The organism is Sphingomonas sp. (assembly GCF_029239295.1).
Lineage (GTDB): Bacteria > Pseudomonadota > Alphaproteobacteria > Sphingomonadales > Sphingomonadaceae > Sphingomonas.
In genome coordinates, this window is sequence record NZ_JAQZBC010000029.1 from 1 (window position 1) to 15,082 (window position 15,082).

Below are 15,082 nucleotides of genomic sequence, written 5' to 3' on the forward strand. Positions count from 1 at the left end.
CTATCACTCCTTGATCCCCCGACAGCCAGCCGGGGTGAGGTTGAGACACGGGTCACTTCTCGGTGGAAATTTACGCCTTCTCCGGGTCAACTCTCAGTGAAAATCAACATCTCGACCTTCTTCCGCTGCCGGCGTGAGGTGACGTAGGCATCGGTGGTGGCGATGTCGCGTGCCAGGTCCCGCGCGCCTTCGTGGATCGACCGCATGATCTTGCGTGCCGGCATATTCGGCGTGCAGCGCTGGCGCAGATCGCAGCCGGCGCAGTCCTGCTGGCGGGCGCGATAGCGGATGAAGCCATCCTGGCCGACCTCGCTGCGAGGCGCTGCGAAGTTGCGGTTGCGTGGGCGCAGGCGCTTGCCGCCGGGACAGAGATAGCTGTCGGCGATATGTCTGCTTACGATCATCGCGGCGGAGGTTACCTCCGGCGAGCGCATGAAGCTGTTCTCGCCAAGCCAATGGGAAGCCATGGTCGATGAATGGGCGTTGAGCCTGCCCGACTATGCGCTAGTCGAGCGGGCCGGTAACGAAAGCCCACCGGGGCATTGAATACCCACTGGCCTCCGGACAACCTGGATGCTGTGCTTCCGGATGGACGAGCTGAGCCCGTGGCGCATTCAGGGCAGGTACCCCCCGGCGGGATGCTGCCGCCACGAGTCGCGGCATGCACACGATGCAAGAATAGGGCGGCGGAGCATGCCCGCCGCCTACCGGTGCCTGTTCCGCCGCCCGGACCCGCGTCGCGCGAGTGCGCGCCTTCGTCACAGATAGCCTACAACGCCACCGCCTGATCAGCGTCTTCCGACAGCCTCCGCAGGTTTTCTTCGTGCCGCTCTTTAGTGATCGGGAAATTAATCACGAACAAAAGCGATATAAACGAAAGACCGAAGATCACCATCGGCTCGAAGATCGCGAGACTATTAAGCACATCTGCCGGGACATCGCCGCGTTTGGCGCCTTGGGGGAAGCTGACGGCATCCAGTATGAGTCCTGCGCCAAACACGCCAAGCCCAGAGACGCACTTCATAATGAAGGCATTGGCGGAGAAAAACAGTCCTGCAGAATGCCGGCCGGTCCGCGTGGCGCTATCCTCGACCACGTCCGCCATCATGGATGACCCAAGGATACCGGCTGACATCACGACGACAGTATTGATGAAGCTCGTGCCGAAGAGGAACCAGAATAGGGCCCCTGTGCCATTCGCTGGAACCAGATCAAGGAGTCGGCCGAGATAGGGAACAGGGCCAAGCAACATGCCGACGCTCGAGAACAGGATGATTGCTTTCTTTTTTCCGAAAGCCACGCCCAGCTTTGGCGCCAAGAAAAGCGCAACCACGACAGAAGCGAAGTTGCCGACCATCAGAAGCGAGATCTGATCACCGCTCAACTCCCAGAAATATATCCGGAAGTAGGTGAGAATCGCTGCGGCGATGCCAGCCGAAGCGTAAGAGAACAGGCCCGAACCCAGAAGGATCAAGAACGGTCGGTGCCCCAAGGTTTCGCGCAGCTCCCGGACCGAACGCGACAGAACGAACTTGCGCCTGGGCTCTGGCTGCCGGAACGTGGGGATGTGTCGCTGCGTACCGAGCGCGGAAACCAGGATCGCAACCAGCATCAGCAGCGATGCGGTAAGGCCATAGTTCGAATAGCCTGACAGGTTGAGCTGACCCGAGGAATCCTGAGCGGAAGGGCGCAGGAAAAGACTGAAGGCGGCAATTCCCATCGACAGCCCGCCAATCCAGCCGAAGAAATAGCGATAGCTTAAAAAACTGGTGCGCTCGTGATAATCTTGGGCGAGGTCTACAACCAGCGCGCTGCTCGGGATTTCGTACATCGTGATAAAGAGGCGGATCAGCACCGTGATGCCCAGGAGATACGCAAAGAGTGCGTTCTCGCTGAGGCCGGCCGGAGGGTTCCACAAGAAGAAGTAGGACACCGCGACCGGCAACGCGGCAGCATACATGAACGGATGCCTCCGGCCGAGCCGCGAGCGCATGTTGTCGGACCAGTGGCCTACGATCGGATCGGAAAGGGCGTCAACTACCAGCGCAATCATGATCGCCAGCCCAACTGCCTTGGCAGGGAGCCCGAGCGCCTGATTGTAGAAGATCATCAACAGAACGGTAAAACCGTTGTCCTTCACCCCAAACGCGATCGACCCGAAGCCATACGCAAGCTTGTCCAGGAGCGTCTTGCGTGTCTGCGGGAGCGAGGTGGCGCCTTTACTGCTCATATACTCCGCCTTTTCCCCACCATCACAACGATAACCCCCGTTTTTCCCCTGGGATGGCCCCTGCCTCCCCGCGCGGCCGTCTTCCTCCGCAAAGCCGCGACTGGGCCGATGTGGATCGATAAACCGATCCCCTGCCGGTGGCGGAGGGTTGCGCATTGCTGAAGGAAATCTCTGAACAAGGTCTGCCCTCGAACGCGGACCGGATCTGTGGTGAAACCTTTGAAGGGTGCACGATTAGCGGCTCCCGTGCCCGGCGGGCGACAAATCGGCAAGCTTCTTCATGCTCCCCCCTACGACATACGCCATCGGCGTTTCGAGATATCGAGTATGTTCTTTATGATGCGGCATCAAGGTAAATACTGCCCCGTGTCAGAACACTGGTCTGCGAAGAATCGCAGCATGGCATGTCATTTGACGAACGATCTCGCGTAGGAGCAGGTCGGAACTGGGCCAGAGGGAGCTTGCAAAGACATCGGAGTACCAGGCCCGGCTGCGGGCAGTAGCGCTGTCACAGCGCATCGGATTGTAATGTCACGCCCGAGGACCGGCCTCTCAGCGGGCTCCCAATCAGCGCCGCTCAGCACCTAGGCGGCGAACCGGATCGTCCGTAGCAATAAGGGAAACGTGGCTGGCCTATCTCGGCGCGCCGTTCATGCAGAGCGGGAAAGCAGGCCGGAGAACATTGGCCGCACGTAAAGATCAACAACGGTATTGGCGGATACTCCGGCGGCCCAGCGCGGCAACTCCTCCGTGGAGTTGATCAAGCCGGTTACCATCTGGGCCGCTATTCGCGCGTCGCAGGCGATGCCGCTCCCGTCCGCGATGCCATCGATCAGCATATCCTCGAACCGCGCGGTGAGTTGGTTCATCCGGAAGTTCATTTCGTCGCGCAGATGTACGTCAATGGCGGTTAGGGCGGACGTCCGTAACAGCGTGCCGGTTGGGCGCAACTGGAACTGGACTAGGTTCACCATTGCCTCCGTCAGCTGAGCAAAGCCCTTGTCGTGGCGCCGCAGCGCCTCGTTCTGGCCGCGCCGCATCACGTCGAAGGTCCGTTGAAAGCAAGCTACAACGAGATCCTCCTTCGTGTCGTTGTGATGGTAGAATGAGCCCTTTGTCACGTTGAGCGCGGCAGAGATTCGCTCCACCGAGGCGCCACGATACCCGTGCGCATTAATCAACTCGGTCGCGGCGCGAAGAAAGGAGTCCCGTGAAAGTCGTTCGCCGTCTGCGACATCGTCCTGGAGATCGATGCCCACCACCTCTGGCATCGGTCGCCCGGGCGCAATGCCATGCAGCAGGAGGTTGCCGAACCGGTTCGCCACGCGAGGGAAGTCTTCCGGAAGATAGTACCGCAGCCAGACAACCGACCATAGCAGTTGCGAGAGGAGAGCATGGGTGCGCGCGTTCAGTACTTGCTTGTCCCATCCATCACCGGGTTGATGGATCAAGCCGCGCATCCGGCGGAACATGTCGATATACGCCGTGAAGACGATCGACGCCTGCGGCTCCGTAAGCGCGCGAACATCGCCAAAATGTACGAATTCGGGCTGCTCCCCTTTTCTGACCCGGGCCTGAAGCGCGAAATAGCCGTCAATGAAGGTTCGCAATCGCGCTTCAGGTGTCGGCTCCGCCTCGGACGCATCGATGAGCTGCTGGTGTAAGTCGATCGAGTGTAGAAAGGCCGCCGCGACCAGATCTTCCTTGCGCTTGTAATAGTAACGCAAGCTCTTGAGGTTCAGGTCAATCTCAGATGCCACCATCGACAGCGTCGCGCCACGTAATCCATGACGGTTCAGGAGCGCACCCGACGCTGCCAGAATTTCCTGTCGGCGCGCGTCGAACTTATGGCCCTTGCCAGAACCGCGCGGAGCAGGCGCTTGAGCTGCAGCAGCGATAGACACATGCTTCCTTGATATCAAAGAGCCACACCGTCTATCATCAAACCAAGAAGGCGCAAACGAAGCAGTTTTCCGCGCGAATCTATGTTCCTGAACACCAGTCAGCGCGCATAGCGCAACAAGAACTCCTGCGTCACCGTCGCCACTAACGTGCCTGCCGCATCGAAGATTGTGCCTCGCGCAAGGCCACGTCCGGCAACTGCAACCGGACTATGCTGCACGTGAAGTAGCCAACCGTCCGCACGGGCCGCACAATGGAAGCGGATCGTATGATCTAGGCTGGCGAAATCCAGCCGGGTGCCTGTGCCAAGCGAATTGTGCGGCAGGGTCCCGACATGAACCATGCCGGCGTCAGAGGCAAAAGCGATGACGGCTTGATGTAGCACCGGATCATCGGACAGCGGCCACCGCGACCGAAACCATACGTACCGCTGTCCCTCCATCCCGTGCGTGGTATTTATGGGAAGGTCCACAGAGCGCGCGTCGAGCATCTCTTCGCTAGCGTACCGTCGCACCGGCCGTCCGCGGGCGGCCGCATTACGCCAGCGGAGTTCGCGCTGGTCCTCCAGGGTGTGGGGAAGGCCCACGTCCGGCATGGCGACTTGGTGTTCCGGACCTGCATCGCCGTTGTGGAACGACGCTAGCGCCGAAAGGATGAGGCGGTCACCCTGAGCTATCGCTATCGAACGGCTTTTGAAGCTCCGCCCGTCGCGCAGGCAGCTCACAGAAATCTGTGCCGGTTCAGCTACGACCCCACCGGCAACGAACAGTGCGTGAAAGCTGTGACACGGCAGCCCGTCGGCGCTCCGAGCGGAGGCCGCAAGCCCTTGGCCTAACAGGACGCCACCGAAGGTTCGTTTTTCGTCGGTGCCTGCTGCCGGCCCGATGCATCGGCCGCTGCCGTCCGCCATGACATCAAGCAACTGAGCAAGAGGGCTGCCGCTTTGATTCACGATCAGAAGATCTCGAACAAGCCGGCACCGCCCATGCCGCCACCCATACACATGGTCACGACCCCCCATTTCGCGCCACGGCGGCGACCTTCATGCAGGACGTGCCCGGTCATGCGGGCACCGCTCATGCCGTAGGGGTGGCCGACCGAGATGGCGCCGCCGGAGACGTTCAGGCGATCATCGGGGATCCCGAGCTGGTCGCGGCAATAGAGCACCTGACTGGCGAACGCCTCGTTGAGCTCCCAAAGGTCAATGTCTTCAACAGCCAAGCCATGCTTCGCCAGCAACTTTGGAATGGCGGACACCGGACCGATGCCCATCTCGTCCGGCGCACAACCGGTCACCGCCAGCCCGCGATAGGCGCCCAGCGGGGACAATCCGCGCCTCTCGGCCTCTCGCGCATCCATCAAAACCAATGCCGCCGCGCCGTCCGAGAGCTGAGATGCATTGCCGGCGGTAATGAAGCGTCCTTCCTTGATCTGCTGGCCATTTTTGAACACCGGCTTCAGAGCCTGAAGATCTTCCAGCTTGGTTGTGGGCCGGTTTCCTTCATCCTGCGCGATCGTCACGGTTCGCGACGACGTCTCGCCGGTCACCTTGTCAGTGATGGTCATGGTCGTTGTGATCGACATGATTTCGGCGTCGAACCGGCCGGCTGCTTGAGCCTCGGCGGTACGTTGTTGCGACCGAAGGGCATATTGGTCCTGCGCTTCCCGACTGATGCCGTAGCGGTGGGCGACGATCTCGGCGGTTTCTAACATGCTCATGTAGAGCGCGGGCTTCTCCGCGATCAGCTTCGGATCACCGGCGCGATAGTTGTTCATCTTCGGCGTTTGAACCAGGCTGATTGATTCAACGCCGCCGGCAACGGCGATCATCTGCTCGCCCGCCATGATGCGGTTGGCTGCGGCGGCGATCGCCATCAGCCCGGAGCCGCACTGACGATCCATCGTGGTGCCCGGCACGGTCACGGGCAGACCCGCCCACAATGCTCCCTGTCGCGCAACGTTGAAGCCGGTTGAACCCTGCTGGAGAGCGCAGCCCATCACCACATCTTCGACCTCCGCCGGATCGATGCCGCCCCGGCGGACTGCTTCGCCAATCGCGTAGCCCGCAAGCGCTTGTCCTTGGGTGTCGTTGAACGCGCCACGATAGGCTCGGCCGATCGGGGTACGTGCGGTGGAAACAATTACGGCTTCAGGCATGAACACATTCCTGTTGGCATGACCCGCAGAGAGCTGCTGGTAAAAATGAGAACAGGGGTATGGTTGAAATTTTTGGGGGCGCTGTCAAGTGTGCTGCGGCGGAGCCGCATGCCCGCAGATCCAAAAGGAAGATCTATTTGGAATGCATCTTTTCCGGTAGAGAGTGGGCGCTTCTGCTCCGCTTACAAGAAAACGGGTATTCTATACAGGATTGGCGACCCGCGTTGCGGGGGCGGCCGTCGCGGCCTCGAAGTCATTCGCAAGGAGCCTCGAGCGCTCTCCTGCGGGTCACGCCGGGCGCTCTCGTACGTCGCCATGGACACGAAGTCCGACGAACGCCGAGGATATGAGTGCTCTCGCACTCGGCTCCTCGAAACTGTCCCTGATCGCTTGTCACAGGAGTTCACTGCATGACCAATGACCCCGCTAACGCCGCCTATGTTGAAGAAGCGATTTCCCGGGCTAATGGAATTGATGACATTTCCCCCGACACGCAGCCACTGCCCATAAGCAAGGTGGGCATCGTTGGCGCCGGTACGATGGGGGGCGGGATAGCGATGAACTTCGCGAACATCGGCATCCCTGTCGTTATCGTCGAAACCAAGCAGGAAGCGCTTAGTCGTGGCATGAAGACGGTGCGCGCCAATTACCAACGCAGCGCTGATCGTGGCCGCTTCCCGATGGAAGAGGTCGATGCACGCATGAACGCGATCACCGGCACGCTCGACATGACCGATCTCGGCGATTGCGACCTGATCATCGAGGCCGTGTTCGAGAGCATGGATCTCAAGAAGTCGATCTTCCACCAGCTGGACGGCATAGCGAAGGCCGGTGCGATCCTGGCATCCAACACGTCCGGCTTGGATGTAGACCAGATCGCAAGCGTAACGAGCCGTCCGGACGCCGTTGTCGGACTACATTTCTTCTCGCCTGCCAACGTGATGAAGCTGGTTGAAGTGGTCCGCGGTGCTGCGACGTCCGAAACTGCCCTAGCTACCGCAATGAAGATGGCGCGAGACATTGGAAAGGTCGCGGTGATCGTAGGTGTGTGCCCCGGCTTCGTCGGCAATCGCATGCTCTACCCGCGCCAAGTGCAAGCGAATGCCCTTCTCGCGCGCGGCGCCATGCCGTGGGATGTCGATCGCGTGCTCAAGGACTTCGGCTTCAAGATGGGGCCGTTCGAAATGAGCGACCTTGCGGGCTTGGACATCGGCTGGAGCAAGGGCGCAAAGACCCGAGACCCGCTACGCGACGCGCTTTGCGAAGCCGACCGACGCGGGCAGAAGACAGGCGCGGGGTTCTATGATTACGACGAAAACCGAAGGCCGTCGTCGTCGCCGTTCGTCGCGGACCTGATTCGTAGCACGCTCAACTCCCCCACGGACGCGCCCGTGCCGTCCGATGAAGAGATCCTGGAATCGTGCCTTTTTCCGCTCGTCAACGAGGGGGCAAAGATTCTGCAGGAGGGTAAAGCACAGCGCCCGTCCGACATCGATGTGGTGTGGGTATTCGGCTACGGTTGGCCGCAACATACCGGCGGCCCAATGCGCTGGGCGGACAGCGTGGGGCTGGACCGGGTCGTGGCGCGTGCCGAGGCGCTTGGCGCAGGTAACAGCTGGTACAAGCCCGCCGACCTGCTCGTGCGTCTAGCGGCTGAGGGGCGTACCTTCGCCAGCCTTTAACGGCATGAAAGCGCTCTGCTCGATCGTGACGAGCAGAGCGCAAGGCCGGCTTGGCGAGCGGATCTGCTGCCTGCAGGCACTTCCGTTCGGGAGCGCTTGGCGCAGGTCGCCGCGCCAAATGTGCGGCTTCAGATGCCGACCTCGCACGTCATGCGGGGGTTCAAGCATTATGGTCACGCGGCGCATTCTCGATTGCCGACATCGAAAAGGTCAATGCTCTCGTCGCGCCCCCTCGGCGAGCAGCAGCCTAAACCTCTGTCGAACAGCTTGAGGGCCGATCCGGCTCAGGCGATCGCTATGATCTAGAGCGGTTTTCGGCCGATCTGAATCATCGAGGATTCACACGGGTCGGGTTTTCTGATTCAGCCTTCGTGCTGGCGAAGGAGGCCGGCAAGGATGGGTCGAGCCTTGTCGCGTGTCTGCGGGACCGTGTGGTTGCCGCTGTCGACGGTGGATTGTCGTGCCGGGCTGCGGCGGGGCGGTTCGGGGTCAGCGCTGTGAGCGCGGTCCGCTGGCGGCAGCTATCGCTTCAGCATGGCACGCCGGCTGCCAAGCCTCAGGGTGGCGATCGCCGTTCGGCCAAGATCGAAGATCATGCGCCGCTCATCCACGCTGCCATTGAGCGGCAGTGGGATATCACGCTGGACGAGTTGCGTACGCTGCTAGCTGAACATGGTGTGACCACCAGCATCGCAACGCTGTGGCGGTTTTCGCCCGACACCGGATCACGCGCAAAAAAAGACAGCCCATGCGAGCGAGCAGGATCGAGCCGACATCGTAGAGCGGCGCTGGGCATGGTTCGAGGGCCAGCTCGACCTCGACCCCGCGCGGCTGGTGTTCATCGACGAGACCTGGGCGTCGACCAACATGGCTCGCCGCCATGGCCGGTGTCGACGTGGGCACCGCCTGCGCCCAGCGTGCCGCACGGGCACTGGAAGACGACCACCTTCGTCGCCGGGCTCCGCCGCACCGGCATGGTGGCACCGATGGTGCTCGACGGTCCGATCAACCGCGATGCCTTCCACGCTTATGTCGGCCAAGTACTCGTGCCCGAGCTCAACCCCGGCGACGTCGTGATCATGGACAACCTGTCGAGCCATAAGGCGCCGGCCGTGCGCGAGATGATCGAAGCTGTCGGCGCCAGCCTCCTCTACCTCCCGCCCTACAGCCCCGACTTCAACCCAATCGAGCAAGCCTTCTCAAAGCTGAAGGCTCACCTGCGCAAAGCCGCCGAACGCACCATCCACGGACTCTGGAATGCCATTGGCCGCATCCTCGACCTCTACTCGCCCAACGAGTGCGCCAACTTCTTCGCCAACTGCGGCTATGATGCAGACTGATCGAAAATCGCTCTAGCCTTGTCTTCCCTGCCCATATTAGGCTGCGCGTTCCTTGGCATACCACTCCTGCAATTCGCGCTTCAGGGTCTTGCCGATCGGGTTGCGTGGTAGTTCATCGACGATCATCACTGATGAGAGTCGTTGCATTTTTCCAAGCTGGGCATTGGCCCAGTCGCACAGAACGGTCGGTTCGACCGCAGCGCCGGGCTCCACCGTCACGATGCCGACCGGCGTTTCGCCCCACCGTTCTGATGCGGCGCCGATCACGGCAGCTTCTCTGACCGCAGGATGCGAGATCAGGACAGACTCCAAGTCCACGGGATAGATGTTGATCCCGCCGGAGATGATCATGTCTTTGACGCGGCCGATCAGAGTGAAGAAGCCGTCTTCATCGACGCTGGCAATGTCTCCGGTGCGGATGAAGCGTTCGCCCTCCGGGCTCCACCATTCGGCCTCGGCAGTTTTCTCGGGCTGATTGTGATAACCGTTCATCATGGAGGGCGACCGGCCAACCACCTCGCCGATCGCCCCTGGTGGCAGCTGATTGCCGGCCTCGTCCACGACGCGCATTTCGTGTCCCGGCATTGGCTTTCCAACCGTAGCCAGCTTGTCGGGATGCTCATGCGCGATGAGCATGCAGGAACCACCTCCTTCGGTCATGCCGTAATATTCGATTAGTCCACCGGGCCAGCGACGCAATACTTCTGCCTTCAGATCGGCAGGGAATGGCGCTGACGTTGCATACTTCATGTAATAGCTTGAAAGATCGAACGTGTCGAAGTCAGGCAAGTCGAGGATGCGACGATACTGCACCGGCACCAGCATGGCGAAATTGACGCGGTGTCGCTCACTGAGCTCCAGGAAGCGGCGGGCATCGAACTTGGCCATTAGCACCGCTGTTCCGCCGCCCCCCAGCGCAGGAATGAGGCTTACCAATGTAGTATTCGAATATAGCGGCGTGGAAATGATCGCTACTGCGCCCGGGCCATACCCTGGCGGATCAGCACGGTGGACGTGGGGCCAGCGCATTCGGTGACTCTGCACGATGCCCTTGGGAGTGCCCGTAGTTCCTGACGAGTAGATGATGTTGAACGCCCCGTCAGGATCGACGCCTACCGGCTGCGGACGCGAGCCTTCCGGAGCAAGCCATTCGGCGAGCGGCTCACCCGTGGCTCCAGTGCACAAGGCGATGCGGCGGGCTCCGATCTGGTCTGCGACCTCACGGAGATGGCGCGAGACCTCGCCATCAGTGAAGAGATGGGTTGCACCGCTGTCGTGGATCATCACGCAGAGCTGCTGCGGCGTCGCCGACGGCGAGACCGGCGAAATAGCGGCCCCGGCGCGCAGCGTGCCTAGCAGAACGACCACATAGTCGATCGATGCAGAGGCGCAGATCGCAACGACATCACCGACCGCCACACCATCACGTTGAAGGCTGGCCGCCAGGCGGTCTGCCCTTGCATTCAACTCAGCGTAGGTGACCTGCGCTGTCTCGTCGATCACCGCCACACCGTCTGGGCGGGCCGCACTTTGCAAGGCGACCAATTCGGCAAAGGTGCCGAAATCGCGTGCTATATAATCGGCGATCGCGCTCATCACCGCTTCTCCCGTTAGTTCAGCTTCATCGAACATTGGCAATCGGACGGAGCCTCGCTGTCACTGGCCCCTACTCGCCACTCATGAAGCAGATTGATCCGTGACAGCGGTAATCCGCCGATGCTCTCAGCCGGAGACCCAGGATCTTCAAAAGGCATTTCCGGGGGCTGCCAACAAATGACAACCCCTCGCTGAAGATCGCTTTCGCCCCGCTCGCCGCTCAATTTTCCGACATTGTGCTCGCGAGGGAAATCTACGTCAGAACGTAGCGCGCATGCCAAGCCGCCACGTGCGCCCAAGTGGATTGCCCACAAAGGGATCATAGCCATATTCCAGACGCGCAGCTGACGGATCCCGATCAAACAGATTGATCACGGCGCCTTGAAGTTGGATCGGCGTGCCAGCGACGTCGAGATCGTATGTGACAACCACGTCCTGCTGTACGAATGGCCTGATCGTGCGGCCGAAGTCCGTTGTGCCCACCGCTGTGTTGGCGAACGCAGGAGCGGCATAACGATTGTCTTCCACACCATCGATATACGTCACGTTGTAGCGCGCGTTGATAGGTCCGACCGCATAGTTGACGTAGCCATTGCCGCGCCACCGCGACATCGTGCCAGGTTCACGATCATAGTTGGCATACCCGAGTGCGTTGTACGCCTGCGAAAAGAGGACGCCATCCAGTTCGTAGCGGGACACTTCGTACTTGAGCACGACGCTGGCGTTGGCGCCCAGGTTCACCTTGCCACCCAAGGCATCGAACCGCAGATCCGCGGTCATGTCCAAGCCTCGGATGTTCGTCGTAGATCCATTCACATAGGGCGAGATAACACGTGCAAGATCATTGCCGGTCGTCACGCCCTGAACGCAGGTGTTGTTGTCTCCAAAGACGACCAAGTTCCTGAACGGCGATGCACAGTTAACAAACTGCGCGCCGGTACCGATCCCCGCCACGCTGTTAGCCGTGATCGTTCCCGGCAGCGATATGATCTTATCTTTGAGCCTGATGCTGTAATAATCTGCGGTGAGCGTCAGCCCCCCCACTTTCACAATGCCGCCGGTGCTCCAGTTGAACGCCTTCTCGGGCGACAGGCTAGGGTTGCCGATCAGATCTACCGCCCGATTGTTGTTGCCGACAGCCGCTAAGCCAACCAGCGTCGTGGCGCGGGTGGGCGTGGTCTGCGAAGGCAGTGGGCCTCTGAAAGTCGTGCCGACCGAACCGCGCAAGGTGAGGAAGTCGAGCAGTTCCCACCGGACGTTTGCCTTGGGGTTCGTCGTTGAACCGATACCACCGCCATAATCTTCGCGGCGCAAAGCCAGTTGCACGTTGATCCGTTCAGTGACGGGCACGTTAAGCTCACCAAGGATCGCATAGACGCTTTGCGAGGCGTTCACCGGGGTTTGAAGCCCAATAAAGGTGAGGGGGCCGGTCTGCGCCGAGCAGTTGAAGTCCCCGGGAGCCGGGCACGGGGTCAGCAACTGGTTTTCAAGCGCATTCAAGGGCTTGGCGCTGTAGTCGACGGTCCGGTACTGACCGCCTACGGCAAAACTGACGTCGCGGCCGCCGAGTTGGAAGAGCTTGCCGCTGACCACGGCATCGAGAACGAATTGCTCCTCTTTCCAGCGGTAGCCGATCTTCTCAAACATCCAGGCGACCAACGCCGGATCGTTTGCATTCGCCGCTACGTAGCCGGGGTTGGTGAGGCCCAAGGCCGGGTTTCCGGCAATCGCGTTGGAAAATGGGTTGAAGTACTGGCATCCGCCCGCGCCAGGCGTTCCGGACCGAACGTCGCATGCTGCGCCACCGAGACCTTCGAGGGCGTTCTGCAGGCGGCTGCTGACGATATCCGTAATCTGCTGATACCGAGTTGACCTGTTGTAGGTGCCCGTGACGTCGAAATTAATGCCACTACTAATCTGCCCGTCGAACCCGGCAGAGATCCGGTATGCGTCATTGGTGCGACGTCCGACCTGCCCACCAAAGCCGAAGCGGTCGGGGAAGGCGGGATTACCGCCGGTCGCGAACGGACGATAGGAGATTAGATAGGCGCCGGCGCCTGCGATGGACGAAGGCGTCGATGCGTTCGCCTGACCCGGAAACAGCGCCCCCGTCTGCCCCTGAAAAGCGGCAAACCCTGGGTTTGTCTGCGGAATGAAGTATCCGAATGCCGTTCCCGGCCCGCGCGGACCTTGCTGCGGCAAATAGCTCGGAGAAACGCGAACGTTCGGCAGGTCAGTGCGAGCCCACAGAACATCGGCGCGGAACCGAAGGGTATCAGTAAGGTCAGCAGTCATTCGACCAAATGCCTGATAGCGATTCTCGTCCTCGACGATATTGTCGTACGGAACGTAGGAGAAGAAGCAGGTCGGGCTGGCCGCCAATGTGCCGCCAAGGCTGGCACAGTTCGAATCCGCGACTACGTTGGACAGCAAACCGTTGCGCGGATTGTACGCAACGTTGGCAGGATCATTGCGGTACGGCCCCGCAGGATTAACACCAAGAATGAACGTTCCTGGGTTGCTTAGCGATGAGTAGCCGGCAGGATTATCCCCATACGGCAGCTGCGTATACCCGCGTGCGCGTGTTTCAAGCTCGGACCTGTGCTGATACCCAAAGCCGGCATAGAGATTCACGCGCCCAAACGTTTTGCCGGCGAGCAATGAAACGGTATAGTTGTCGTCCGAGCCCCGGACGCCCGTGTAATCGCCTTGGACCTCAACACCTTCGAACCGGTCGCGCGTGATGAAGTTCACCACGCCCGCGATGGCGTCGGATCCATAGGTCGTAGCGGCACCATCCTTGAGCACCTCCACCCGCTCCAACGCGAACAGAGGAAGAAGATTTGTGTCGACAAATCCCGTTCCGGGCGTGGCGATGGTCCGCCTGCTATTGAGCAGTACCAGCGTGCGCGACGCACCCAAATTCCGTAGATTGATACTCCCAACGCCGATGTAGCTTTGCGCAGTAGAGTTAAACTGGTTGCTGTCGCCGAGAACCGTACCCGTAGAAGGAAGTTGCTTAATCAACTCGAGCGGCGAGTTGATCCCGCTGCGGCGCAACGTTTCGGACGAGAACACGTCGACGGGCAGCGCCGCGTCGCGCGGCGTCCCCCTGATCAACGATCCCGTGACAACGATGTCGGCGGCATCCTCGCCGGACGCAATCGATGCCTCCGGTGCCGCCGAAGTGGCCGACTGGGAAGATGGTGGCTCGTTGGTGGCAGATGTGGATTGAGCGAGAGCCGGGCAGCCCAATGTGGCTGCCAGCGCGATCATAGCCGTTCCGCACGCAGCCCTTCCAACGATCAAGTCTCTACGTGACAACTCGCTCTCCATCAATTTTTTCCGAAACAGCGTATGTTGGGTATGCCTGTCAACCGAAAAGGTGCTGCGTTTTCCGCTAGGCGGAACCTCGAATACCGTTCGTCGATGATGATACTGCGAATTCCAGTATGTATTCGTCTTTGTCGAGCGGTATTCACTTTCGGGCTTTGTCGGCGGCGCTCAAGCTTGATGAGAGCGGCTTCCCGGTGAACCGGCCTCTGCCGTCCGATAGCGACTTGGGGCACGTCCAGAGCTGCGGCGACATCCGCCCGGGCTACGGGCGAACGGCGGCTCTCCAAGCTCTCGAGCCACAAGTCCCCTGTCCGCTACTGATGCTGTGGACGGCTCTCCACCCGTGCTGCGGTATTATTGCGGGCTTGAGCTGGAAGGAGAGTCACGAGGGAGAAGGTCGCAACGATCGGCCCGGATAATGCAAAGTCTGTATTCCAGGTGCACGGGGTGGGTGCGGATGGTGAGGTTTTGATCCGCCGCCGGTCGACTCGAGCGAGGATGCTGCCGTTCTTCGCGAAGCTGCTACCCTGTCTGATCGGCATTGAGGCGTGCGCGTCGTCGCACTACTGGGCGCGCGAGTTGGTCGCGCTGGGGCACGACGTGAAGCTGATGCCGGCGCAATATGTGAAACCGTACGTCAAACGCGGGAAGAACGATGCGGCCGATGCCGACGCCATCGGCGAGGCGGTGACACGACCGACGATGCGCTTCGTTGGTATCAAGACCCCGGACAGCAGAGCGCGATGATGCTGCACCGTGTCCGGCTGATCCTCAACCGCCAGCGAACGCAACTGTCCAATGCGATGCGAGCGCACCTCGCTGAGTTCGGCGTCGTGGCC

8 protein-coding genes and 2 pseudogenes are annotated in these 15,082 nt (G+C 60.7%); 3 read left to right on the forward strand and 7 right to left on the reverse strand.

Annotated features, from left to right (window positions below; all coding sequences use genetic code 11):
• Positions 1-104: 104 nt before the first annotated feature.
• The 5 genes and pseudogenes from K0S66_RS16375 to K0S66_RS16395 form a co-directional block, all read right to left on the reverse strand.
• Positions 105-380 (reverse strand): annotated as a pseudogene (locus K0S66_RS16375) (transposase); the annotation flags it as partial.
• Between the two features lie 389 nt (positions 381-769).
• Positions 770-2,230, reverse strand: a complete 1,461-nt coding sequence (locus K0S66_RS16380; protein WP_301076545.1) for an MFS transporter — start codon at positions 2,228-2,230, stop codon at positions 770-772.
• Positions 2,231-2,880: 650 nt separating this feature from the next.
• A complete protein-coding gene (locus K0S66_RS16385) occupies positions 2,881-4,134 on the reverse strand; it encodes a TetR/AcrR family transcriptional regulator (RefSeq protein ID WP_301076546.1) in 1,254 nt (417 codons plus the stop codon).
• A gap of 98 nt (positions 4,135-4,232) precedes the next feature.
• On the reverse strand, positions 4,233-5,084 hold the full coding sequence (locus tag K0S66_RS16390) for an acyl-CoA thioesterase domain-containing protein (protein WP_301076547.1): 852 nt from the start codon (positions 5,082-5,084) through the stop codon (positions 4,233-4,235).
• Positions 5,085-5,086: 2 nt separating this feature from the next.
• Entirely contained in the window at positions 5,087-6,289 is a 1,203-nt protein-coding gene (locus tag K0S66_RS16395) for an acetyl-CoA C-acyltransferase (protein WP_301076548.1), read from the reverse strand.
• A 410-nt stretch (positions 6,290-6,699) separates the two neighbouring features.
• On the opposite strand from K0S66_RS16395, the gene K0S66_RS16400 reads away from it, so the two are divergent.
• Positions 6,700-7,971, forward strand: coding sequence for a 3-hydroxyacyl-CoA dehydrogenase (locus K0S66_RS16400; RefSeq protein ID WP_301076549.1), 1,272 nt, complete (start codon positions 6,700-6,702; stop codon positions 7,969-7,971).
• Between the two features lie 371 nt (positions 7,972-8,342).
• Entirely contained in the window at positions 8,343-9,311 is a 969-nt protein-coding gene (locus tag K0S66_RS16405; protein WP_301076550.1) for an IS630 family transposase, read from the forward strand.
• A 36-nt stretch (positions 9,312-9,347) separates the two neighbouring features.
• Here the strand turns inward: K0S66_RS16405 and K0S66_RS16410 are convergent, their stop codons facing one another.
• Positions 9,348-10,907, reverse strand: coding sequence for a class I adenylate-forming enzyme family protein (locus K0S66_RS16410; RefSeq protein ID WP_301076551.1), 1,560 nt, complete (start codon positions 10,905-10,907; stop codon positions 9,348-9,350).
• Positions 10,908-11,165: 258 nt separating this feature from the next.
• The gene (locus K0S66_RS16415; RefSeq protein ID WP_301076552.1) at positions 11,166-14,183 is read right to left on the reverse strand and encodes a TonB-dependent receptor; all 3,018 of its coding nucleotides are present in this window, start codon (positions 14,181-14,183) and stop codon (positions 11,166-11,168) included.
• Positions 14,184-14,648: 465 nt separating this feature from the next.
• Between K0S66_RS16415 and K0S66_RS16420 the strand changes: the two are divergent.
• Positions 14,649-15,082, forward strand: a pseudogene (locus tag K0S66_RS16420) (transposase); the annotation flags it as partial.

What these genes read in the sequence shown, in the direction of transcription:
- K0S66_RS16380 (WP_301076545.1), bottom strand. Translation starts at nt 2,230, where the DNA reads ATGAGCAGTAAAGGCGCCACCTCGCTCCCGCAGACACGCAAGACGCTC.
- K0S66_RS16395 (WP_301076548.1), bottom strand. Translation starts at nt 6,289, where the DNA reads ATGCCTGAAGCCGTAATTGTTTCCACCGCACGTACCCCGATCGGCCGA.
- K0S66_RS16400 (WP_301076549.1), top strand. Translation starts at nt 6,700, where the DNA reads ATGACCAATGACCCCGCTAACGCCGCCTATGTTGAAGAAGCGATTTCC.
- K0S66_RS16415 (WP_301076552.1), bottom strand. Translation starts at nt 14,183, where the DNA reads ATGATCGCGCTGGCAGCCACATTGGGCTGCCCGGCTCTCGCTCAATCC.
- K0S66_RS16410 (WP_301076551.1), bottom strand. Translation starts at nt 10,907, where the DNA reads ATGAGCGCGATCGCCGATTATATAGCACGCGATTTCGGCACCTTTGCC.